At 59.3% G+C, this 21,874-nt stretch carries 20 protein-coding genes and 1 tRNA gene; 8 read left to right on the top strand and 13 right to left on the bottom strand.

The annotated features are described in order from the left end of the window. Positions 1–13: 13 nt before the first annotated feature. Entirely contained in the window at positions 14–322 is a 309-nt protein-coding gene (locus tag ACVWXE_RS04070; protein ID WP_457489673.1) for a hypothetical protein, read from the bottom strand. Between the two features lie 409 nt (positions 323–731). Here ACVWXE_RS04070 and gyrA point away from each other — a divergent pair, with 409 nt between their 5' ends. The 4 genes from gyrA (at position 732) to psb28 (ending at position 5,402) form a co-directional block, all read left to right on the top strand. Further along, entirely contained in the window at positions 732–3,260 is a 2,529-nt protein-coding gene (gyrA, locus tag ACVWXE_RS04065; RefSeq protein WP_457489657.1) for a DNA gyrase subunit A, read from the top strand. 186 nt (positions 3,261–3,446) lie between these two features. Then, on the top strand, positions 3,447–3,818 hold the full coding sequence (locus ACVWXE_RS04060; protein ID WP_414330541.1) for a DUF760 domain-containing protein: 372 nt from the start codon (positions 3,447–3,449) through the stop codon (positions 3,816–3,818). Between the two features lie 38 nt (positions 3,819–3,856). Beyond that, a complete protein-coding gene (locus tag ACVWXE_RS04055; RefSeq protein ID WP_457489656.1) occupies positions 3,857–5,056 on the top strand; it encodes a glycerate kinase family protein in 1,200 nt (399 codons plus the stop codon). Between the two features lie 31 nt (positions 5,057–5,087). Further along, positions 5,088–5,402: a photosystem II reaction center protein Psb28 gene (psb28, locus tag ACVWXE_RS04050; RefSeq protein ID WP_414414133.1), complete on the top strand. Its 315-nt coding sequence runs from the start codon at positions 5,088–5,090 to the stop codon at positions 5,400–5,402. A 17-nt stretch (positions 5,403–5,419) separates the two neighbouring features. Here the strand turns inward: psb28 and gatA are convergent, their stop codons facing one another. The 9 genes from gatA to ACVWXE_RS04005 all read right to left on the bottom strand — a co-directional run bounded on the left by gatA (position 5,420) and on the right by ACVWXE_RS04005 (position 11,927). Then, entirely contained in the window at positions 5,420–6,952 is a 1,533-nt protein-coding gene (gene gatA, locus ACVWXE_RS04045; RefSeq protein WP_457489655.1) for an Asp-tRNA(Asn)/Glu-tRNA(Gln) amidotransferase subunit GatA, read from the bottom strand. Positions 6,953–7,118: 166 nt separating this feature from the next. Beyond that, on the bottom strand, positions 7,119–7,394 hold the full coding sequence (locus ACVWXE_RS04040; protein WP_457489654.1) for a hypothetical protein: 276 nt from the start codon (positions 7,392–7,394) through the stop codon (positions 7,119–7,121). 107 nt (positions 7,395–7,501) lie between these two features. Then, positions 7,502–7,861, bottom strand: a complete 360-nt coding sequence (locus ACVWXE_RS04035) for a hypothetical protein (protein WP_457489653.1) — start codon at positions 7,859–7,861, stop codon at positions 7,502–7,504. Between the two features lie 102 nt (positions 7,862–7,963). Next, positions 7,964–8,036: transfer RNA gene (locus tag ACVWXE_RS04030), tRNA-Ala, on the bottom strand. 299 nt (positions 8,037–8,335) lie between these two features. Then, positions 8,336–8,974, bottom strand: a complete 639-nt coding sequence (locus ACVWXE_RS04025) for a Uma2 family endonuclease (protein WP_457489652.1) — start codon at positions 8,972–8,974, stop codon at positions 8,336–8,338. A gap of 46 nt (positions 8,975–9,020) precedes the next feature. Beyond that, positions 9,021–9,338, bottom strand: a complete 318-nt coding sequence (locus ACVWXE_RS04020) for a hypothetical protein (protein ID WP_011433208.1) — start codon at positions 9,336–9,338, stop codon at positions 9,021–9,023. 107 nt (positions 9,339–9,445) lie between these two features. Further along, entirely contained in the window at positions 9,446–9,805 is a 360-nt protein-coding gene (locus ACVWXE_RS04015; protein WP_457489651.1) for a hypothetical protein, read from the bottom strand. A gap of 465 nt (positions 9,806–10,270) precedes the next feature. Beyond that, positions 10,271–10,570: a ferredoxin gene (locus ACVWXE_RS04010; RefSeq protein ID WP_011433206.1), complete on the bottom strand. Its 300-nt coding sequence runs from the start codon at positions 10,568–10,570 to the stop codon at positions 10,271–10,273. Positions 10,571–10,733: 163 nt separating this feature from the next. Continuing rightward, positions 10,734–11,927, bottom strand: a complete 1,194-nt coding sequence (locus tag ACVWXE_RS04005; protein ID WP_457489650.1) for an RNA-guided endonuclease InsQ/TnpB family protein — start codon at positions 11,925–11,927, stop codon at positions 10,734–10,736. Positions 11,928–12,314: 387 nt separating this feature from the next. On the opposite strand from ACVWXE_RS04005, the gene ACVWXE_RS04000 reads away from it, so the two are divergent. Further along, entirely contained in the window at positions 12,315–13,718 is a 1,404-nt protein-coding gene (locus tag ACVWXE_RS04000; RefSeq protein ID WP_457489649.1) for a hypothetical protein, read from the top strand. An 88-nt stretch (positions 13,719–13,806) separates the two neighbouring features. Next, the gene (locus tag ACVWXE_RS03995; RefSeq protein WP_457489648.1) at positions 13,807–16,650 is read left to right on the top strand and encodes a tetratricopeptide repeat protein; all 2,844 of its coding nucleotides are present in this window, start codon (positions 13,807–13,809) and stop codon (positions 16,648–16,650) included. Here the strand turns inward: ACVWXE_RS03995 and ACVWXE_RS03990 are convergent. From ACVWXE_RS03990 to ACVWXE_RS03980, 3 genes are read right to left on the bottom strand one after another with little or no spacing between them, the layout of a single operon-like run. Then, positions 16,637–17,791, bottom strand: a complete 1,155-nt coding sequence (locus ACVWXE_RS03990) for a hypothetical protein (RefSeq protein ID WP_457489647.1) — start codon at positions 17,789–17,791, stop codon at positions 16,637–16,639. The two genes, ACVWXE_RS03995 and ACVWXE_RS03990, sit on opposite strands and share 14 nt — an antisense overlap. Before the next feature lie 21 nt (positions 17,792–17,812). Then, a complete protein-coding gene (locus ACVWXE_RS03985; protein ID WP_457489646.1) occupies positions 17,813–18,679 on the bottom strand; it encodes an FkbM family methyltransferase in 867 nt (288 codons plus the stop codon). A 21-nt stretch (positions 18,680–18,700) separates the two neighbouring features. Continuing rightward, complete coding sequence (locus ACVWXE_RS03980) at positions 18,701–20,215, bottom strand: FkbM family methyltransferase (RefSeq protein ID WP_457489645.1); 1,515 nt, start codon at positions 20,213–20,215, stop codon at positions 18,701–18,703. A 138-nt stretch (positions 20,216–20,353) separates the two neighbouring features. On the opposite strand from ACVWXE_RS03980, the gene ACVWXE_RS03975 reads away from it, so the two are divergent. Together ACVWXE_RS03975 and ACVWXE_RS03970 are read left to right on the top strand one after the other, a co-directional pair. Beyond that, positions 20,354–20,950 carry a hypothetical protein gene (locus tag ACVWXE_RS03975; protein WP_457489644.1) on the top strand — a complete coding sequence of 199 codons (597 nt, stop codon included), beginning with the start codon at positions 20,354–20,356 and terminating at the stop codon, positions 20,948–20,950. A gap of 31 nt (positions 20,951–20,981) precedes the next feature. Continuing rightward, positions 20,982–21,860, top strand: a complete 879-nt coding sequence (locus ACVWXE_RS03970) for a hypothetical protein (RefSeq protein WP_457489643.1) — start codon at positions 20,982–20,984, stop codon at positions 21,858–21,860. Positions 21,861–21,874: the final 14 nt, after the last annotated feature.

Below are 21,874 nucleotides of genomic sequence, written 5' to 3'. Positions count from 1 at the left end.
TATAGAGATCACGCTAGATGATAGGTTTTCTTCTATGATTTCCCTCAGGGATCCCTATCTGGATCCCACTCAGAGTGAGGCATGGGGCTTGAGCCGGTAGAGTTGTGTGAAAGTGAGAGTAGTCCACATAGCGATGCCCATTGCTGTCCAGGTGGAGAATATCGGCAAATCGGTGGTTCCAGAGAATCTCATCGGCCAAGTAGGAGTGGCGAGCATGGATGGTTTGGGAAAAGGTGTCGTCGATGCCGGTCAGGGTAATGATCAGCTCCGCTTGGCCCACCTGTAAATCTCGATCCATGAGGCTGTAGAGAGGGCCGCCGATGAACCACCGAGCCTCTCCTACTGGAAGTCAGCCAGCCTTCACAAAGGGCGAATGGTAGACTGGGAATACAAAAGCTTTCTGCTCAATTCAATCACCTTCAGCTTACTAGCGCAGGAGCCCCGCACTGTACCCGTAGGGTCAGTGTCGGGAGGAATGCTATAATAATTCTGCGGACACCAGAAACGGCTGTTTAGGGCACTGGTAACGGTCGATTGGGGCTGCCCGTAAACCAGCCCAGAGGCTCGTGGTTAGTTTACTAACTGCAGGGCTACCGAAAGCCCGCCCCGTACTGCGAAGCAGTCAGGGTCGGGTAGTTTACTCTGCCACGGCCAAGGTTGGCTTCTCGATAAACTTCCATGAACCCACTGCGCCAAGGCCGACTGGGATCCCTCAACGATAACCCAACCCCATGAGCGACAACGAATCGACGGCGCGCATCATCTCCACCGACCTGCAGCGGGAGATGTCGCAGTCCTACCTGGAATACGCCATGAGCGTGATCGTCGGGAGGGCTTTGCCAGATGCGCGGGATGGCCTGAAGCCGGTGCACCGCCGCATTCTCTACGCTATGCACGAGTTGGGCCTGACGGCGGATCGCCCCTTCCGCAAGTGTGCCCGCGTGGTGGGGGATGTAATTGGAAAATACCATCCCCATGGGGATCAGGCCGTCTATGATGCGCTGGTGCGCATGGCTCAAGATTTCTCCATGCGGGAGCGGCTGGTGGATGGGCATGGCAACTTCGGCTCTGTGGACAACGATCCGCCGGCAGCCATGCGCTATACCGAGTGTCGGCTGACTGCCTTTGCCCAAGAAGCCCTGCTGCAGGATATTGACGCCAACACTGTCGATTTTGTCGGCAACTACGACGGATCCCAGCAAGAACCCCTGGTGCTGCCGGCGCGGATCCCGCAACTGCTCTTAAACGGCTCTTCCGGCATTGCCGTGGGCATGGCCACCAACATCCCGCCCCACAACTTGGGCGAATTGGTGGACGGCCTGATCGCCCTCATCCACAACCCCAACCTGACCAGCCTGGAGTTGATGCAGTGGATCCCGGCCCCCGACTTCCCCACCGGGGCGCTGATCATGGGCCAGGAGGGCATCCGCGAAGCCTACACCACCGGGCGCGGCTCCATCACCCTGCGGGGGGTGGCCAGGGTGGAGACGATCGAGCAGCGGGGCCGACCGGTTCGGGATGCCATCATCATCACCGAGCTGCCCTACCAAACCAACAAGGCAGCCATGATTGAGAAGATCGCCGAGCTGGTCAACGAGAAAAAACTGGAAGGCATTGCCGACATCCGCGACGAGAGCGACCGCAGCGGCATGCGGGTGGTGATCGAGCTAAAGCGGGATGCCCAGCCGCAGGTGGTGCTCAACAACCTCTACAAGCAAACCCCCCTGCAGGCCAACTTTGGGGTTAACATGCTGGCCATCCTCAACGGCGAGCCGCGCACCCTGACCCTGCGGGACGCGCTGCAGGCTTTTCTGGATTTTCGGGAAGAGGTGATCGAGCGGCGCACCCGCTACGAGCTGCAAAAAGCCGAAGAGCGGGATCACCTGCTGCAGGGCTATCTCTTGGCTTTGGGGCAGTTGGATCGGGTGATTGCCCTCATTCGGGGAGCCGCCGATACCGCCACAGCCCGAGAGGAATTGCAGGCGGTGTTGGGCCTGAGTGAAGCCCAAGCCGACGGGATCCTGCAGATGCAGCTGCGCCGCCTCACCGCCCTGGAAGCGGAAAAAATCCAGGCCGAGCACGAAGACTTGGTGAGGCAAATTGCCGACCTGCGGGATATTCTGGCCCGCCGAGAACGGGTGATGCAGATCATCAGCGAAGAGCTGCAGCAGCTCAAAGCCCGCTTTGCCAGCCCGCGCCGTTCCCGCCTCTGTTTGGAGGATGGGGAGCTGGGAACGGATGATCTGATCGAAAATCGGGAGACGGTTATCTTTCTAACCGAGCAGGGCTATATCAAGCGCATGGGCCTTGAGGAGTTCCAGGTGCAGGGGCGAGCCACCCGCGGCAAAGCCGGCGCCCGCATCAAAGAAGACGATGCCATCGAACAGTTTTTTGCCTGTCGCAGCCACGACACCATCCTCTTTTTCACCAATCGAGGCGTAGTCTATACCCTGCCCGCCCACCAGATCCCCCAGGGGAGCCGCGCCGCCCGCGGCAGCGCCATCGTTCAGTTGCTGCCGATCACCCGGGAAGAGCGGGTTACGTCCATGGTGCCGGTGAGCCAGTTCAGCGACGACGAATATCTGGTGATGCTCACCCGCGGGGGCTACATCAAAAAAACGGCCCTCAGCGCCTTTGCCAATGTACGCTCCAACGGCCTGATCGCCATCTCTCTGGAAGAAAACGACGAACTGCGCTGGGTACGCCGCGCCCGCTCCAGCGACGATGTGGTCATGGCAACCCGCCAAGGCATGTCCATTCGCTTCCGGGCGGATGACGAGCAACTGCGCCCTCTGGGACGGGCCACTCGGGGCGTGCGGGCCATTACCCTCAACGCCGGCGATGACATCGTCAGCATGGATATTATCTCTGCCGAATCGGTGATGGCTGCCGAGCGAGAGGGGGAGAAGCTGGCTAACCCTTGGGTGCTGGTGATCACCAAAGAAGGGCGGGGCAAGCGCTCGGCCATCGACAATTTCCGCCAGCAAAACCGCGGCGGCAAGGGGGTGATCGCCACCAAGTTCCGCCAGGCGTCGGACGAGCTGGCGGCCCTGCGCATCGTCAATGCCGAAGACGAGATCCTGTTGGTAACCGCCAGGGGCATTGTCATGCGCCAGTTGGCCAAGGCCATTCCCACCCAGTCCCGCGAGGCGACCGGGGTGCTGGTGCAGCGCCTGGATCCGGAAGACAGCATTGTGGGAGTTACAGTGGTACCCGCTGCCTTGGTTGCCGAGGAGGAGACCTCAGAAGCCAGCGCTTGATCCCCGGCCGTTACTTAGGTACGGCATTTGCCGCCGCAGAAGGGTGGGATCCCGTACCGGAGAGGGTGAGGATGGGGTGTTACCTTTGGGATAGCCCAAATTCCGGGAACAGCAAAGGCCTGGGGGATCAGGCCGAGCAGCCCAGTTGGGATGGCATCTGCTGTGTTTGTGGAGCTTGGTTACTCCATGGCGAGCCCGTTGAACTTCATCCCTGGTTTTGAGGCATTGCAAACTCCGAGCCCCGACAACCGGCTCTGGCAATACCTGCAATCTCAGGATCCCAGCGTCTTTCAGGATATTGCCCGCAATTCTTCCCCAGAAGTGCTGGAGATCTTGGGCCACAACATCCGCAGCTTGGTGGGGAGCTTGCCCTCCGATCAATTCGGAGTTCAGATCATTACCAACCGCGAGAGCTTGGCCAAAATGCTCTCCGGCGCGATGATGGGCGGCTATTTCCTGCGGGTCATGGAGCAGCGCCTAGCCCTGGAGCAATCTTTGGGCAGTGCCTCCCAGCCTGCCAGCGCGGATCAGCCTTCGCCAGCAGAGGAGGAGGGCTAGGCTTGCAATCCACCTTTTAGCGCCGCCGAGGAGGTTCCATGCTGGATGCGGGTTTCCAGGCAAAGGGATCCCAGTTCAGCAGCCCACCGCGGCGGATTTTGGTTTGCCCGGATAGTTTTAAGGGATCCCTAACAGCCACGGCGGCGGCAGAGAGCATGGCCCGCGGGATCCAACAGGTGCTGCCGGAGGCCGAGGTGGAGCGGCTCCCCTTGGCCGATGGGGGAGAGGGCACCCTAGAGGTATTGCTGCCGACGCTGGGGGGAGAGAAAAAGGGTCTGTGGGTCACCGGCCCCCTGGGGGATCCCGTGTGGGCGGAGTACGGGGTGGCAGGAGAGCTGGCCCTGTTGGAGCTGGCCCAGGTGGCTGGCCTGACCTTGGTGCCACCGGAGCGGCGGGATCCCACCCGCACCACCACCTACGGCTTGGGGGAGCTGTTGTGGGCCGTCTGCCGGGAGCCTATTGCCGAGATCTGGATAGGGCTAGGGGGATCCGCCACCGTGGATGGAGGGGCGGGCATGGCGCAGGCCTTAGGCTATCGCCTGTTGGATGGAGCTGGGGATCCCATCGGCTGGGGTGGGGCGGAGCTGGCCCGGCTGGCGCGCATCGAGCCCCCCGAACAGCCTGTTTGGCAGGGGAAACGGGTCCGCGGCCTCTGCGATGTGCAGAATCCCCTCACCGGCCCGTGGGGAGCCGCCGCCGTCTTTGCGCCCCAGAAAGGGGCTACCCCCCCGCAAGTGCAGCAGTTGGAGCAAGCCTTGGCCCATTGGGCAACGATGGTGGAGCGAGACCTGGGCCGGGCAGTGGCCGGGATCCCGGGGGCCGGAGCCGCAGGCGGCTTAGGAGCAGGTCTGGTGGCTTTTCTGGGGGCCACTCTGGAGTCGGGGATCCGCTTGCTGGCCCAGCAATTGGCCCTGCCGGAGCGCATCCGCCGCTGCCATCTGGTCGTCACCGGAGAGGGCTGCCTCGACGAACAAAGCACGATGGGAAAGGTGGTGGGGGCCGTGCTGGAGCAGGCTATCCAAGCCCAAAAACCCCTGCTCATCCTCTGTGGCCAGGTGACTCCGGCAGCGCGCGCTGGGTTGGCAGCCCAGCCTCTTCCCCTTCGGGTTGGCGCCCTGTGCGACCGGATCCCCGATGTGGCAGAAGCCCAACGGCAGGCCGGCCATCACCTGGAGCAGATGACGGCCCAGGAGCTGAGAGATTTTCTGGAGCAGGATGCGGGGATTGGCCGGTTATAATGGCTTAAATCATCGTGTTTCGTAGGACATCATGGCCAGTATCGAGTTCTCCCCCGGCATCCAAGAGGTGCCCACCCAGGTGCGAGTGCTGAAATCCAAGACCGGCAACCGGGGATCCGCGATTTTCCGCTTCGAGGAGCTGAAATCCGATACGCAAAACATCCTCGGCATGCGGATGATCGATGAGGAAGGGGAGCTGACCACCCGCAACATCAGGGCCAAGTTCTTGAATGGGGAATTCAAAGCCCTGGAAGTGACCTACGACATGGAAACCGAGGCAGAGTGGGATCGCTTCCTGCGCTTTATGGAGCGCTTTTCGGCGGCCAACCAGATGGGCATGGCCTAGTTTCCACCTCTCCCTCCTCAGCCCTTGGATTTTTTGCTCCTTTTGCCGGATCTGCGCTTGGCTTGAGGTTGGCCGGGATCGGATCCCTGGCCCTCTTCAACTGAGGGCTGCCCTAGCGGGGGCCGTCGCTTGTGCCAGTCGGTGCTTTGCTCATAGGCATAGGCCACCCGCAGCACCTTGCTCTCCTGTAGGGCGTTGCCCACAATTTGCAGGCCAATGGGCAGGCCATCGGCAAACCCGCAGGGCAGGCTCAATCCCGGCAATCCCGCCAAGTTCACCGGGATCGTCATCAGGTCGCACAGGTACATGCTGAGGGGATCCTCCCGCTCGCCGAGCTTGAAGGCTGGGGTGGGGGTGGTGGGGCTGACCAGCACATCCACCTTCTCGAAAGCCTTGAGGAAGTCCTGCTTGATGAGGGTGCGCACCTTCTGAGCCTTGAGGTAGTAGGCGTCGTAGTACCCCGAGGAGAGGGCATAGGTGCCGATCATGATGCGCCGCTTGACTTCTGGCCCAAAGCCGTGGGCGCGGGTCTTGCCATACATGGCCAGCAGCGAGTCGGCAGGTTCCCGCAGGCCGTACTTTACCCCGTCGTAGCGGGCCAAGTTGGCAGAGGCTTCCGAAGGGGCGATGATGTAATAGGTGGCTAGGCCATAGCGAAAACTGGGGCAGTCGATCTCCAGGATCTCCGCCCCCAGCTCCTGCAGATGTTGAATGGCCGCTTGCACGGCAGCGCGGGTCTCCTCGCCGCATCCTTCCCCCAGCAAGTCGCGGATCACCCCGATTTTGAACCCCTTGATGTCCGGGATCAGAGCCTGGCTATAGTCCGGGATATCCACCTTCAGGCTGGTGGAGTCCATCGGGTCATGGCCGGCGATCCCCTGCAGCAGCAAGGCCACATCCTCCACCGTGCGCCCAAACGGCCCCACCTGATCCAAAGACGAAGCAAAGGCCACCAGCCCGTAGCGGGACACCAGCCCGTAGGTGGGCTTGAGGCCCACCACCCCACAAAAAGCTGCCGGTTGGCGGATGGATCCCCCCGTATCTGAGCCCAGGGCCACCACCGCTTGGTCGGCAGCCACCGCCGCCGCCGATCCCCCAGAGGATCCCCCTGGCACCCGCGTCAGATCCCAGGGATTGGCGGTGCGCTGAAAGGCGGAGTTTTCCGTGGAGCTGCCCATGGCAAACTCGTCTAGGTTGGTCTTGCCCACCGTCACCATGCCCGCAGCCGCCAGCCGCGCCGTCACCGTTGATTCATAGGGGGGAATGAACCCCTCCAGCATCCGGGAAGCGCAGGTGGTGCGGATCCCTTGGGTGCAGAGGTTGTCTTTCACGGCAAGCGGGATCCCGGCCAAAGGGCCGATCGCCTCCCCGGCCCGAATGCGGGCGTCCACCGCCCTGGCCTGTTGCAGAGCCAGTTCCTCGGTCACAGTAATAAAGCTTTTAAGCTGCGGCTCCAGTTGGGCCAGGCGCTCCAGGTACTCGCGGGCGATCTCTTCGGCAGAGCGCTCTTTGGTTACCAACTGCCTGTGGAGGGCACGGATGACAGACATAGGCAAACTCGTGGGGAAGGGCAAATGCCAGTGAGGCCAGACAAAGTTCCTCTAGATTAATCTAGGTGGGATCCCTTCCTACCCAAAATCCCGCCAATTTCCCCTCTCCCTGAGAGAGAGGGGCTGGGGGTGAGGGCGTCGGCAATGCAGAGCGCTTGGGCCCAAGTTACCGCCGTTCCAAAAAGTCGCGGCGCAGATCCCGAATCTCTTGCCGGATCTCTCTCATCTCCTCCGCCATCTGGTCGGTGCGCCGTTCCAGTGCTTCTGTGCGGCGTTCGATGGCCCGAGTACGCTCGTCAAAGCGATCCAGCGCCTCGCGGAAAAACTGCGCCAGCATCGCCTGCCCTTCCCGCAGCTCTTGGATCAAAACCTGCTGGTTTTGCTGGGCAGCTTGCAACTCCTGGACGGCCCGAATCAGCCACTGCTCTTGCTCAGGTGTCATGGTTACCAAGGCGCTACAGAACAAGGAAATCCTACCACCCTAAATCTCCTCCTGGGAGAAGGATCCGGGGATGGTTACACTAGCAACGCAGAGCGCTTGGGCCCAAGCTACCGCCGTTCCAAAAAATCGCGGCGCAGATCCCGAATCTCTTGCCGGATCTCTCTCATCTCCTCCGCCATCTGGTCGGTGCGCCGTTCCAGTGCTTCTGTGCGGCGTTCGATGGCCCGAGTACGCTCGTCAAACCGATCCATTGACTCGCGAAAGAACTGCGCCAGCATCGCCTGTCCCTCCCGCAGCTCTTGAATCAAAACCTGCTGGTTTTGCTGGACAAGACGCAGCTCCTGCTGGGCAGCTTGCAATTCTTTTTGGGAGGCTTGCAGCTCTCTTTGGGAGGCTTGCAACTCTCTTTGGGAGGCTTGCAACTCTTGGATGGCTTGAATCAGCCACTGTTCTTGCTCGGGCGTCATGGTTACTGAAACACTACAGAATAAGGAAATCCTACCACCACTAACTCTTCTCTCCTCCTGGGAGAGGGATCGGGGGCAAGGGATCCAAATCCAAAACCTCAATGGAGAGTAGGGAACTCGAATCCCTGACCTCTGCGGTGCGATCGCAGCGCTCTACCAACTGAGCTAACTCCCCGTAGCTTTACCAGAATAACCCGAATCCGCAGCCAAGATCTGATACATTTACGCTGAACACTGCTGAACATCACTGTTCAACTATGCAGCGATAGCATTCTGTTTGTTTCCAAACAGAATGGCGGTATCCCGCAAAGCTTTGAGTAGAATACCCAAAGCGCAGTTTCCGTGTCGTCTTACTACCAATTTTCTGATTTGCTTTGGCTACCATGTTGGCAGACTCGAAAGTAAACAGAAAGATCAACTGGTAGTAATCCGTACTGAACATATTATACATTATTTTCAGTATAGTTGAGCTTATTATTGACTAGAGTCATGCTCCCCCGCCTGTAACTCCAGCCCCACAAAAACCTTCGAGGGCAGCCGCTCGGATCCTTGCAGCTCCAGCACATCGTACCAGCCTTTGTGGAGCAGCAGCAGGCTTACTTTTTCTTCCAGCGGATCCACAACCCAATACTCGCCGATCCCCAAAACGCAATACTCTGCTTGCTTGGCCCGATAGTCTGCTGCCCGGCTCGACTCACTCACCACCTCCACCACCAGTAGCGGCGGCGGATCCTCTAGGCGAATCAACGCCTCCCGGGATCCCATCTCCTGCCATTGCTCCAAAGGCAGCACCACCCCATCGGGAATCCGCACCGAATCCCACCGATTGCCCCGCGGAGACTGGATCCCCAAGCCTCCCTGTATCGTTGTCCAGGGCAACTGCTGCCGTGCAATCTCTGCCTCGAAAACTCGGCTGAGAAAGTTTTGAATCTGCACATGCCGTCCGGTTGGAAGAGCCATGGGCACCAACTCCCCTGCCACCAGCTCATAGCGGGTATCACTGCCATCCGAATAAGCAAGGTATTCCGCCAAACTCAGGCGAGCTCTTGATGGTGCAGAAACGGATCCCCTCGTCCAAGCCACAGCCGCCTCCAGAAACTGCTCTGCCACCATCCTAGCTCCCCTCTCCCTGAGGGAGAGGGGCTGGGGGTGAGGGCCACTACCGCCGTTCCAAAAAATCGCGGCGCAGATCCCGAATCTCCTGCCGGATCTCCCTCATCTCTTCCGCCATCTGGTCGGTGCGCCGTTCCAGTGCTTCTGTGCGCCGTTCCACAGCTTCCGTGCGCCGTTCAATAGCCCGGGTGCGCTCATCAAACCGATCCATTGACTCGCGAAAAAACTGGGCCAGCATCGCCTGTCCTTCCCGCAGCTCTTGAATCAAAACCTGCTGGTTTTGTTGGACAAGACGCAGCTCCTGCTGGGCAGCTTGCAACTCTTGGATGGCGCGAATCAGCCACTGCTCTTGCTCAGGGGTCATGGTCGGCGAGGGCTACAGAAGAATACAGAAGAATAAAAAAATCCTATCACCCTGCATTTCTCCCTGGGAAAGGGGCTGTGAGCGCTTGGGCCAGGGTTGGATGGAAGCTAACGCCGTTCCAGAAAATCGCGGCGCAGATCCCGAATCTCTTGCCGGATCTCCCGCATCTCTCGGGCCATCTCGTCAGTGCGCCGTTCCAGTGCTTCTGTGCGCCGTTCCACAGCTTCCGTGCGCCGTTCAATAGCCCGGGTGCGCTCATCAAACCGATCCATTGACTCGCGAAAAAACTGGGCCAGCATCGCCTGTCCTTCCCGCAGCTCTTGAATCAAAACCTGCTGGTTTTGTTGGACAAGACGCAGCTCCTGCTGAGCGGCCTGCAATTCTCTTTGGGAGGCTTGCAATTCTCTCTGGGAGGCTTGTAGCTCCTGGATGGCTTGAATCAGCCACTGCTCTTGCTCAGGGGTCATGGTTGCTGAAGCACTACAGAATAAGGAAATCCTACCACTGCCAATTCTGATACATTCACGCTGAACTCCCCTGAACATGGTTCAGGAAAGAAGCGATCGCATCCTGCCTATCTCTGTTCGCGTCAGCGGGACGGAGTCCAAACAGGAAGGCGGTATCCCGCAAAGCCCTGAGGAATACCCCCCGAGCGCTTTCCCCCTTCACTTCCCGGCAACCGTTGCGGTGGACTCAAGGATCAGGGGGAAACTTGGTCTACTATATCCCTCTCAATGACTTTTGCCAAACCGCCTAAAGCTCAGTAAATTCAGCAAAGTTCAGGGTTTTGGGGGTTAGAGGCATGCTCCTCTCCCTCTGGGTGAGGGCCTCAGCAGCGCGGAGCGCTCGAACACCCCCTTGGGCCACCCAAAACAAAAACCCCTCTCTCTTTGGAAGAGGGGCTGGGGTTGAGGACGGAAATTCAAGCTCGATCAGTAAAGGGCTTCTTCTTGGTGGGTGATGATGGTGCAGTCGGAGGTAGGGTAAGCCACACAGGTCAGCACATAGCCCTGCTCGATCTGATCATCATCCAGGAAGGACTGATCGCTTTGATCCACCGTGCCGCTCACCAGCTTGCCGGCACAGGTCGAACAGGCACCGGCGCGGCAGGAATAGGGCAGCTCGATCCCTTGCTCTTCCGCCACGTCCAAAATGTACTCATCGTCCGGCACATCGATGGTGACGTTCAAGCCTTGCTCCTCGTTGATCAGAGTGACCTTGTAGGTAGCCATCCTGGGTGTGTCTCCAGAAAAAACATCCACTCCTCATCCTGCCACCCTTCTGCCCCGGATCAAGCATCCTTTTGTGAGGAAATAGGCAAATCTTCCGGTTTTTTCCAGGTGGATCCGCAAAAGCCATGCCGGGCAAGGATTGTAAACTACCCGGCTCCGACCGCTAAGCGGTACGGAGCGGGCTTTCAGTAGCCCTGAGCCTGCTCTGCCCTACCAGAGAACAATACAGGCCCGAACCTCTAGGCTGGTTTACGGCAGCCCCCAAGAGCGCAATCACATTCGCACCATTCAAATCCGCATCCCCTTCCCATCCACAGTGCCCACACTTGAACGACTTACCACTGCGGTAGGATTGCGCAGGATCGGGATGGATGTGTAAACACTTGTGGCAGGTCTGCGACGTGTAGGCAGGCGGAACAAGAATCAGAGAAACCCCTGCAACTCTCGCCTTGTATTCCAGAAACTGGCGTAGCTGGTAGAACGCCCAACTGTTGGCCCTGCGCCTTTCGGTTTTGCTGCGTGGCTGTTGATTGACCCTTTCCCGGATCCCTGTCAGGTCTTCCAGAGCGATAGCACTGTTTGTGGCTTTTGCCCTAGAGACAATAGCTTTGGAGATGCGATGATTGACCCACACTTGAAAGCGTCTCTCCTTGCCAGACAGCCGTTGCAGCAGTTGACGGCATCTGCGCCGCGAACTGCGTGTGCCCTTACTGGCTTTGCGTTGGAGTGCCGCCCTCAGCTTGGAGTAGTGGTCTCGGACTCTGTTCAACTGCTGTCCATTCCAGTTGTCCCCCTCTGACGTATGGGCAATATCTGTCCTTCCAAAGTCCACCCCGATCACCTTGTCGGTATCTTGTTGCTTGGGCGGGTTTTTCTCTACGCAAATCTGGATGGAGTAGGAGCCATCCTTCCGCTGGACTAGGGTGGCCGATTTGGGGTTAGAGCCAGCCAGCATCCCACGCTGGTAGTTGCCAATGGCTAGTTCAAAGCGTTCTCTCCCTTCCACCGTGGTCAGCGACACCGTCCAGTCTTTCTCGCGGAATGAAAAGATACGTGCATCGTAGGTAACGAACCTACGCTTGAACTCTTTAACCGGACGGTTGCGCTGTCTCGCCACTTTGCGAGCGCCTGCCACCCGTCTGCACACCTGTTGAGCCAAGTTACTGGACAAGCCGAACCGGGCTCGAATCTCGTAGTAGCAAAGGGATTGCAGTTTGACCGCGTTGACGATCTTCTCCGGCGTGTTCTGGTTGACCCAGTTCAAGGCTTGGCCAAAAGCCTCCATCGTCGCGTCCAATTTGGCGGCTTGCGACTGGGACACCTTGAGCTTGCAGGAGACGGTCAGGACTTGGATCATGGTTCTATCATAACTTCCGCATTCCTCCCGACACTGACCCTACGGGTGCAGTGCGGGGCTCCTGCGATTTCTAGCTGACTGCTCTTCCGGTGGCTCCACCTGCTTTGCTCCCAGAAGCCGCCACCCGACTCCTTCCCGGGACCCTGCCCGGTGTCTGTGACCCACGTCACCTTTGATCTTGTCCAAAAAAAATCGGCAGTACTTGCCAAAGCGAGCTGATTGACTTGTATGATAAGCAGAGTAAACAGACGAGCCGCTTATCCAAGCGCGTGTGCGTCTTTCCTCGATTGGCTCTTTCCTACGGCCTGGCTTGCCCTGGGCGAGTTGATCGGGTAAGTTAAGGGAAGTGTTCAGCCGAACCCCACTTTTTTGGTTAAGAGGAGAACAATGAACGGAACAATGCACAAGTGGCTCCTGAAGTCACTCGGGTCTCTGTCTCTGGCTTCCACAGTGGTGCTGCTGCCCCTGCTGCTCACCGGTTGCGGCGAAGAAAGCAGCACCAGCACCGTCACACCCGTGCCGCCCCCACCACCCCCACCGGCTCCCCCGGCTCCGCCGCCACCACCTCCAACCCCTGTTCCTGCTCCCACTCCCACCACTGCTGGGCCCATCAGCGCTCTGCCCACCCAACTGGCCGCTCTCACTCCGGGGGGACTAGTCTTCTCCAACCCCATTGTCATTCCCGTTGGCTTTGGCATCCGCCGCTCCGGCACAGCCGAGAACCTGCCGCTGGCCACCTACTCTGACTTCCGGGCGGTGCTTTCCTTCCCCATTCCCGACGCCATTCCCCGCAACGCGATTGTGCAGGGGGCGCAGTTGACGCTGGTGCAGTTGCCCTCCAACGACTCGACCACCATTCCTGGTATTACTGGCGAGCGGGGGCGGGGCTTCTTCTTCCTGGATGTCACTCCCCACAACCTAGCGGCCAACAGTGTGGTGTTCCAAGAAGTGCGGCTGGGCGCGGTTGACAACGTGGTGTCCAGCGACTTCTTTGCGCCGGCGACTTCTGGCTTTGTGGCTTTGAGCTTCACCGGCAACGTGCTGGGGAACGATGCGTCGGCGGGGCCGCGGCTGGCGGATGTGGGGCCTGGAGTACAGCGGGCGGTGTCGGCGCCAGGCCCGCGCTTCTACCAGGTGCGGCTGCAGTGTGCCAAGGAGGTGTGGAACAACCAGGCTACCTCTGTGTTCGCGTCGGTTTCCACCTCTGTCTCCAGCTCGGACAGTGGCACGGCCAGTGGCGCTCTTGCCTTCCAGGTGTTTGGTCCCATTTTGGTTGTGGTTCAAGGAAGCGCACCAGCCAACCAATCTACCTACCAAGTTAACACTACCAGCCCAGCCACTGCTACGATTACGCTGCTGGCCACCAACCCCATCACGGTGAGCTTCAGTGCGGCGGGCAGCACCTTCTCGGCCTTCTTGCCCACCATCAGCACGACGATCAACCAAAGTGGCCAGCTGGGTAACCTGGGTTTCAACACAACCTTTATATTCCCAGGCACACCAGCTGGTGCTAACGGCGACACTGCCACCACCACTTTCCTGTCAGTCCCTGTCAACCTGACCCTGGTTATCCCCAACCAGACCTTATCCTCCAGCTTCTCGACCAGCTTCAGCACCAGCACCAGCACGGCGGGGACGCCAGCTAACGCGGCTGGTTTCGAGATTAGCCAGGGGGCTACGGGCACCTGCCGCGCCGAGTTCGACAAAGAGCCGGCTACGGGTACGGGTGCTGGCCCTATCACCACGGCTCGCGGGCCACGGCTGGACATCACCTTCACTGTCCCGCGCTAGTCGGCAGGCTGTTTAACCCCTCGGCGGGCCTGAAAGTTCAGGCCCGTTTTTTTCTCGCGGAACTCAGATGGGTGTAGGATTAGAGGTTATGAAATCTAGGGATCCAGGCCAAGTGACACCCGATGCGCTGATAGCTACTTTGGAAGTGGCCATCCGCCACCACCAGGCAGGGGAGCTGCAGCAGGCGGAGGCGGCCTACCGCCAGGTGCTGGCTCTCCAGCCCGACCAACCGGAGGCTCTGCATTTTCTGGGCATCCTCTGCTACCAGACGGGCCGCCTTGAGGAAGCCGCGGCCCACATGGCCAAGGCCACGCAGCTGCGGCCAGAGCAGGCAGCTTTTCACAGCAACTTGGGCGCTGTATATCAAGCGCTGGGCAAGCGGGAAGCAGCCATCGGATGCTACAGCCAAGCGGTGGCGCTGCAGCCCGATTACCTGCAGGCCCTCTTCAACCTGGGCCTCTGCCACTTCCAGCTGGGCCAGTACGACCAGGCTGAGCTGTATTACCGGCGGGCCCTGGCCCTGCAGCCCCAGGATGCCCAGATCCTGACGGAGCTGGCCCAGATCTACCGACAGAAGGGGTGGCCGGCAACGGCCATCGACCATCTAGAGCAGGCGCTGGCGCTAGAGTTTACCCCAGAGCGGGCGCAAGAACTGGCCGAGCTCTGCCGCGAGGCGGGGCAGTTGGAGCGTTCTGTTGAGCTCTATCGCCAGCTCCTGGAGCAGGATCCGCAGCAAGCGGCCTTGCACAATGGCCTGGGCTTGGCCTTGGCAGAGCAAGGGAACTGGGAGGAAGCTATTGCTGCTTTCCGTCAGGCGCTGGCCCTGGATGGGCACTTGGTGGAAGCTCACATCAACCTGGGCACCGCCCTGCTGGAGCAGGGACAGCCGGAGGCGGCCATCGAAGCCTATCGGGCGGCTTTGGCGCTGCAGCCGGATCGCCCGCGGGTTTACTTCAACCTGGCCACAGCCTATCGCAAGCTGAAGCAGCCGCAGCGGGCGCTGGACTACTACCATGTGGCCCTTGGCCTGCAGCCTGAATATGCCGAAGCTTACCGGGGCTTGGCGGGTTTTTTGTCGGATCGGGGGTTGCGCAAGGTGTTCCCTTGCGGCATGGCCGATAGCATGGCCCACCTCAGCCGCGCTCTGGGCGTGCGGCCCGACTTTGCCGAAGCCTACTTCGAGGCCGGCTGCCTGCTGCTGGATCAACTAAGGTTTAAGGAGGCCATCCCCTTGCTGGAAGCGGCCCTGGAGCACAAGCCCGATTTTGCCCTGGCCTACAACAACCTGGGCCTGGCCTATCGGCACTTGAACGAGCCGGAAAAAGAAGAGATCCAATATCGGCAGGCGCTGGTGCACGACCCAGAACTGGGAGAAGCCTACTGCAACTTGGGGCTGTTGTTGCAAAGCCAGCACCGCAACGAAGAGGCCCTGCCGGTTTTGCAGGAGGCCGCCCGCCTCAAGCCGGACTTCCTGGATGTTCACCGGGCCCTGGGATCCGTTTACAAAGAGCTGAACCGCCTAACCGAGGCACTGGAATCTTTCCAGCGCGCCCTGGAGATCAACCCCGAGGATCCTTCCACCTATGCAGGGTTGGCAGGCACCTTCCTCCAGCAATGCCGCCACGAGGAGGCCATCAAAGCCTACCGCAAGTCGGCCAAGCTGGCTCCGGGGGTGATCGCTTTCCACGGCAACATCCTCATGGGCCTGCACTACGCCCCCGATTTCGATCCCGAAGAGACCCTGCGGGAGCACAAGAAGTGGGGGGATGCCACCCAAGCCTCGGTGGCCCATCTGCGGCGGCCCTACCACCGGGATCGGGATCTGAAGCGGCCTCTGCGCATCGGCTACATCTCCGGAGACTTTAAGCTGCACTCCGTGAGCATGTTTTTTGAGCATGTCTATAACCACCACGACCACGAGCGCTTCCAGATCTACTGCTATTCCAACGGGCCGTATTCGGACATTGTGACCGAGCGGATGAAGGAAAAGGCCGATGCCTGGCGAGATATCCACAAGATCCGCTCCGATGTGGAGGTGGCCGACCTCATCCACGAGGACAAGATCGACATTTTGGTGGATTTGGCCGGCCATACGGCCTACAACCGCTTGGGCGTGCTGGCCCTCAAACCTGCCCCCATCCAGGCCACCTATCTGGGCTACCCCAACACCACCGGCCTGACCTTGGTGGACTACCGCATCACCGATGCCTACGCCGACCCGCCGGGCATGACGGAAAGGTACCACACAGAAAAGTTGATGCGCCTGCCTAAAAGCTTTCTCTGCTACAACCCTATAGATATCTTTCCGCCGGTTTCCGAGCTGCCGGCTCTGTCTGCCGGCTACATTACCTTTGGCTGCTGCAACAACCCCACCAAAATTACCCCCAACGTGGTGGCAGTGTGGGCGGAGATCCTCAAGCGGCTGCCCAATGCCCGCATCCTGCTCAAAAACATGCGCTACACCGACAGCAGCGTCTGCGAGATCTTCTGGGGGCACTTTGAGCGGCACGGGGTGGAGCGGCAGCGGGTGCATCTGGTGGGAGATCGCCGCAGCATTCCAGAGCACCTCCAGATCTACAGCGAGATTGACATTGGCCTAGATCCTTTCCCCTACAACGGCACCACCACCACCTGTGAAACCCTCTGGGGCGGCGCGCCGGTGGTGGTCTTGGCGGGCAACGCTCATGTCTGCCGCGTGGGGGTCTCCATCCTCACCAACGTGGGGCTGCCGGAGCTAGTGGCCCAAACGCCGGAAGAGTACGTGGAAATTGCCGTGAACTTGGCCAGTGATCTGGAGCGGCTGCGCCATTTGCGCCACAGCCTGCGAGGCATGATGGAGAAATCGCCCCTGCGGGATCCACAAAGCCATGCCCGCGCCCTGGAGCGGGCCTATTGGCAGATGTGGAAAAACCTGGTGGTCAGCGGCCAGTAGGTTCCTCGGATTCCGAAGGAGCCACCTGCTCGAAAATGTCCCACAGCTTGGCGGCCACTGTTGCCCAGCTCAGCTCCTTGGCCTGTTCCAACCCCTTGGCAATGAGGGGAGAGCGTACCGGGTAGCTCTGGATGCGCTGCAGGGCTTCTGCCAGTTCCCGCACCGAGCCTTGGCAGAGCAGGGCTGTCGGGTTTTGCAAGGGATCCTTATCTTTTTTCTCTCCAGAGGCAGTTGCCGACTCCGAGCCGGAGGCATTTGGCTGCTCATCCCGGTAATGCACCACGGGGCAGCCGCAGGCCATCGCCTCAAGGGGGCTGCTGGGCCGAAAGGTGGAGTGGAAAACCAGCGCCAGAGCCGAGGAATAGGCGCAGGCCAACTCTGGATTGCTCAGGCTGAGGTAGCGAAGGCCTTCTCGTTGGGGCAGTTGCGCTTTGACAGGATCCACCTTCAGAGGACTGGGAAAGGCAAAGACCAGCTCGGTGCGGGAGAGCCTTTGGCCCTGCAGGATCTCCCAAGCTTGGCTGACAGCCTGGATGCCACGGTAATCAGCCAGCTGTTCGGGCAAGACGGCCAAGAAAAAAGGGCGAGTCAACTGAAACTTGCGGCGAAACTCGGCCATGGCATCGGGAGCAGCCGGCTTGGCCCAGCCTTCAATGGCCGGGTAGACTAGCGACATCTGCTCGGGAGGGATCCCGGGGTAGTGGGTTCGGAAGCCAGCAAGCACTTCATCGGAGAAGAAAACGTAGTGGGAAGCAGCCAGGATGGCATTTTTCTTCTCGATGTATTCCGAGTGAAATTGGCTGCCGGCCTCTGCTTCTAGGTCGTAGATGAAGGCGATGGAAGGGGTGGAAATGGGGGTGGTGTAGCCGGTGGAGAGAAACAGCCTGGCCTTGAGCTGGTCGCAGGCGCTCTGCAGGCCGGTGCGATCCTCATCTGCCTCTGCAAAAGCAAAGCGGGGGATCTCGGAAAAAAAAGTTCCCGGTGGCAACCAAGTTTGCCCGCGGGTGAGCACCACAAACTTCGTTGCCTTCTTGGCCTTGACCCACTCTTCAATGAGGCTCAGCCACAGGTAGGACTGATCCAAAAGTGGAGAGCGAGAAAACCCTTCCGACTGCCAGATAACCCCGTCGATGACGATCATCCCCCACCTCGTCTGAGCAATTTAAGAGACATTGAGAGCGGCAAACATCCTGGCCAGGTAGAAGTCTTTGTAACGGGTTTGGGCAATTTGGTCATGGACGCCCAGGATGAAAGCTACCAGATCGTAGGACAGGTAAACCTCATGCAAAACCACCGCCATTGCCAGCCGCTGCCGCGGGGAGAGCCGATCCAGGTGCATAAAGTTTTTGACGTAAACATAGTCGCACCACAACACTTGGGTGTAAGGGCGATAGGTTCTGGCTGAAAAGGGCTTGAGGCAGGCGCCAAGGTTGCTGGCCATGCCGTGGAGGAGAAAGCCTTCTTCCCTAAGGGCAATATCTACGTCGCTGAAAAGAGGTTGGCCTTTGTAGAGAGGGATGTACTCCACTTCTGTTTGGATGACAGTAACATTTTGCAGAGTTTTCCTAGCACCCCGGATGACATCCAGCTCGGCTCCCTGAACATCCATCTTCAGAAAGTCCACTTCGCCCAGTTCTGGAATGTCATCTAGCCGAGTAGTCTGGACTTCCTCGACCCGAGTTACCCGACAAACTTCCGCCAAGTTCTCAAAATGCTGGGCCAGCTCCTGATCGGGCTCGTAAAGAGAGGAGGTGTAGCCGGCATTGGTGAAATAAAACTTGCGACGGGATCCATCCCCAATGAAATAGGGAAAGTACTGCCGCTTCACTTTGTCGGCGCGAGGAGCCTCGGCTAGGGCTCTGGCGTTGAGCTTTTCGCATTCTTCTTTTTGGGGCTCAAATCCTATCACTTGGGCATGCCCTTCCTGAACCAGCTTGTCGATATCGCCGACGAGAAACATCGCCCCCACTTCTGCAATTCGGATAAAAGGCATGTCTTTGTCGAGGATCTCGCTAATCGGGAAAGGCATTGTTCTACTCCACAGAAACGGCTAGATTAGACCGGCTTTGCTGACAACAGAAAAGCGACGGGGATGCACAGCAACCAAGTTTAGCGCAGTTGGCAGTTGGACAGAGGCCTGAACAATGCTGAGATCTTGGATCACTGGGTTATAGACATAAATGAGATAACCCAATTCGGCGAGAAGCTTCGCCGACTCCAAACCTGAAAACTGGTCGACATGTCGGTTTTCAAACAGGATCAGCGGGGTACAGGTCTCGATCAGCTTTCTCCCCCCCTTCAAAACGGGAACTTCTGCCCCTTCCACATCGACTTCGAGTAAATCAATGTCGGGGCTGCCCTCTGAGATCCACAGCTCGTCTAAGGTAATTTGCTGCACCGGACGGGTTTCTTCCACAACCGACATGGGATCCGTGACGATGCGGTTGAAAACGCTGGCCCCTTTGCAAACTAGATAAACCTCGCGAGACTCTTCGCCTACGGCTGCTTCGACAACCTGCACAGTTTGATCGAGCTTGTTCTGGGCAACAGTTGCCTGCAAGCACTGCACACATCCCGGCGTAGGTTCAATGGCATAGACTTTCCCAGTTTTGCCCACACAGCGGGCAAATAGAAAAGTATAAACGCCAACGTTGGCCCCAACGTCAATGGCGTTCATGCCCGGCTTGAGGATTTGCCGACACAGCTCGATTTCACTTTCAAACCAGCGATCTTGAGCCAGGAGGACAAAGGTTGCAATGCTTTTAAGATCTGGCTCTAGCCTTAGCTTGTACCCCTCATACTGAGTCCAAATTTCCATACTGGCCACCGCCTCCGAGGCTGGATCTCCGTTAGGAGGCGTTTCTAACTCTTGCTCTGCTGAATCCGACTCCGCCTTGGAGGGATCCTGCCGCGGAATGTAGCGATCTAGAGCCAGTTGCAGCACTTGCATGGCCCGATCTTTTTGGCCAGGGAAGTGATCCGCTATTTTCTGCAGCAAAAAAGGCCCTTCCGGCTGCGCTTGGGCCGCCGCATTCATGGCAACCACCATCTGGGCCTCTAAGTCCTCTGGGTCAATGGCTGCAGCCAGCCGCCAGTAGGGCAATGGCTCCGGTCGGTAAACGACTCCGCTGTTGTGGGCTAGCCAACGGGCTAGAGTGTGGAGGTAGCGCTCGCGGGGGCCAAGGCGGGAAGCAGAAGCGGCCTTAGAAGAGCGGCGGGCCTTTTTGCCGGCGAAAGCCAAGCGGGGGGGATCCCAAGCCAGCCTGGGCTGGGATCCGGTTAGGCCCAAGCTGGGATCTTCTAGGTAACGCTGGGTCAAAAGCCGGGAGAGCAGCTCTTTTCCCTCTTGGAGGGCCGTGTAGCCGCTTCCCAAGGCCAAAAGGGCATGGAGGCGATTAAACTGACAGGGGAGATGATTGGGATCGAGATCCAAACCCTGCCGCCAAGCTGCCAAAGCCAGGGCCCAGGCTGCACGTCGCTCCCGCGAGGTTTTGGCTTGCTGGGCCTTCAAGCAGTGAGAGATGCCCAGCTCGTTACATTCATCGGCAGTGGTGGGGATCCCCATGGCTTCGCTAACTAAGCTGCTGAATTATCCTACCACCTTGCCGGAGCTGCACTGGGTCTTCCGTAAACAGGCAGAGGAGAAGATGGAAAAAGTCTGGTAGCCTAGGAGAGCGATGCCGCTTGTGGTTGAGGGATGTTCATGGTACGCCGTTTCCCCGTCTGGATTGCTGCTGCCGCCTTGGCAGGAGGGATCGCCTGTACGCAGGCAGCTCCTGTGCAAACTCCTGACCAGGTGGTGAGCACTTTCATCGCTGCTGCCGAGAAGGGGGACTGGGGCACGGCAGACAGCTACCTGACGGAGCGCTTCAGCAATGCCCTCCGGCCGGGATCCCTGCCTTCGATTTGGGGCATGGTGGGGGAGAACGTGCAGGTGCGCAACCAAGAGGTGAGCGGGAAGACGGCCTATGTCTGGGTGGAGGGCACCGACTCGCTGGAGGATGCGGCCCAGCGCCTGGGGCTGGATCCCTTGACGTTGCGCAAGTATTTGACCCAGCCGGATCTGGCGGATCCCACCTATCAGCAGTTGGCCCCCCAGTTGGTGGGGATGCGCCTGGAGGGAGAGACGGTAACCTCCCGCGTCAAGATCACCCTCTACCAGCAAGATCGCGGCTGGCGGATTGAGGTGTGGCAGCCGGATAAGCCACCTGCTGCTTCGGGATCCCAGTCGGAAAACCCAGAAGAGACAGAAGCAGCGGATCCCGGTGAAAATTCTGCATCTCCAACCGAGAACCCCTAGGACTGTTACCTGCAGGGAGATTGGGGAGGGTGTGGATGTGAGAGCGTGGTTTTTCCTGGTGCTGGCTTTGCTGCCTCTGGGGGGCTGTTGGCAGGCCAAAACGGCTGAAGAAACGCTGCAGGCGTTCGTCCAGGCGGCCAATGCCCGCGATTTTGCCACCGCAGAAGCCCTGCTCACTCCGCGGCTGCTAAAAGGGATCCCTCCTGGAGCCTTGGATCAATCGTGGCCCTCGGCGGAGGAAGCTACCCTCACCCCTATCCAAGAGGTGGGCAATACGGCCATTTTCCGGGTGGACTCGATCCTAAAGCCAGAAGCGGTGGTGCCGACTTTGCGTTTCCAGTTCACTGCCGAGGAGCTGCAACGATTTTTAACAGAGCCGGATCGGGAGGATCCCCGGTTTCGCCCTTTTCGCTCTCAGTTGGGCTTCTACGAGCCTTTGCCGGAGGGTCGGCTGCGCGCAGTTATGGAGGTTACCCTCTATCGCCAGGCTCAAGGGTGGCGGGTGGAGTTGGCTCGGCTGCAGCCTTTAAATACAGAGGTTCTCTACGAGCCAATCAAGTTAGCGGAAGAAGCACAGCCTTTCCAACTAACTGGGACGGTGCGGCTGCTCAACCGCAAGGAGGGCTGGATTGGGGTCAACTTGGAAAAAGTCAGCCCCAGCTTGGAGCGCTACGCGGGCACGTGGGTCTCGGTGGTTCCCGCTGAGGAGGTGCAAGTGACTCGCCTTGGCCGCTCTGCCAGCTGGCTGGATCTGCGCCCAGGCGATGCGGTGGAAATGGAAGGCACCGTTCGGTTCGCCGTCAACGTCGATGCGGAAGGGGGGATCCCGGCAGCCATTCGGGCCGAGCAAATCAGGGTACTCAAAGCAGACTCAAAAGCAGACTCAGAGGGATCCGGATCCCAGCCTTAGGTGGGACAGCTCCT

The organism is Thermostichus sp. MS-CIW-41 (assembly GCF_054058915.1).
The sequence above is the reverse complement of the archived record's forward strand: the minus strand, read 5'-3'. Positions and strand labels throughout refer to the sequence as shown.

Excerpts from the sequence above, each read along its gene's own strand:
- ACVWXE_RS03990 (WP_457489647.1), bottom strand. The coding sequence starts at position 17,791 with ATGATCGTCATCGACGGGGTTATCTGGCAGTCGGAAGGGTTTTCTCGC.
- ACVWXE_RS04055 (WP_457489656.1), top strand. The coding sequence starts at position 3,857 with ATGCTGGATGCGGGTTTCCAGGCAAAGGGATCCCAGTTCAGCAGCCCA.
- gyrA (WP_457489657.1), top strand. The coding sequence starts at position 732 with ATGAGCGACAACGAATCGACGGCGCGCATCATCTCCACCGACCTGCAG.
- psb28 (WP_414414133.1), top strand. The coding sequence starts at position 5,088 with ATGGCCAGTATCGAGTTCTCCCCCGGCATCCAAGAGGTGCCCACCCAG.
- ACVWXE_RS04000 (WP_457489649.1), top strand. The coding sequence starts at position 12,315 with ATGAACGGAACAATGCACAAGTGGCTCCTGAAGTCACTCGGGTCTCTG.
- ACVWXE_RS04010 (WP_011433206.1), bottom strand. The coding sequence starts at position 10,570 with ATGGCTACCTACAAGGTCACTCTGATCAACGAGGAGCAAGGCTTGAAC.
- ACVWXE_RS04015 (WP_457489651.1), bottom strand. The coding sequence starts at position 9,805 with ATGACCCCTGAGCAAGAGCAGTGGCTGATTCAAGCCATCCAGGAGCTA.
- ACVWXE_RS03985 (WP_457489646.1), bottom strand. The coding sequence starts at position 18,679 with ATGCCTTTCCCGATTAGCGAGATCCTCGACAAAGACATGCCTTTTATC.
- ACVWXE_RS04040 (WP_457489654.1), bottom strand. The coding sequence starts at position 7,394 with ATGACACCTGAGCAAGAGCAGTGGCTGATTCGGGCCGTCCAGGAGTTG.
- gatA (WP_457489655.1), bottom strand. The coding sequence starts at position 6,952 with ATGTCTGTCATCCGTGCCCTCCACAGGCAGTTGGTAACCAAAGAGCGC.
- ACVWXE_RS04060 (WP_414330541.1), top strand. The coding sequence starts at position 3,447 with ATGGCGAGCCCGTTGAACTTCATCCCTGGTTTTGAGGCATTGCAAACT.
- ACVWXE_RS03975 (WP_457489644.1), top strand. The coding sequence starts at position 20,354 with ATGGTACGCCGTTTCCCCGTCTGGATTGCTGCTGCCGCCTTGGCAGGA.
- ACVWXE_RS03995 (WP_457489648.1), top strand. The coding sequence starts at position 13,807 with ATGAAATCTAGGGATCCAGGCCAAGTGACACCCGATGCGCTGATAGCT.
- ACVWXE_RS03980 (WP_457489645.1), bottom strand. The coding sequence starts at position 20,215 with ATGGGGATCCCCACCACTGCCGATGAATGTAACGAGCTGGGCATCTCT.
- ACVWXE_RS04005 (WP_457489650.1), bottom strand. The coding sequence starts at position 11,927 with ATGATCCAAGTCCTGACCGTCTCCTGCAAGCTCAAGGTGTCCCAGTCG.
- ACVWXE_RS04020 (WP_011433208.1), bottom strand. The coding sequence starts at position 9,338 with ATGACCCCTGAGCAAGAGCAGTGGCTGATTCGCGCCATCCAAGAGTTG.
- ACVWXE_RS04035 (WP_457489653.1), bottom strand. The coding sequence starts at position 7,861 with ATGACGCCCGAGCAAGAACAGTGGCTGATTCAAGCCATCCAAGAGTTG.
- ACVWXE_RS04025 (WP_457489652.1), bottom strand. The coding sequence starts at position 8,974 with ATGGTGGCAGAGCAGTTTCTGGAGGCGGCTGTGGCTTGGACGAGGGGA.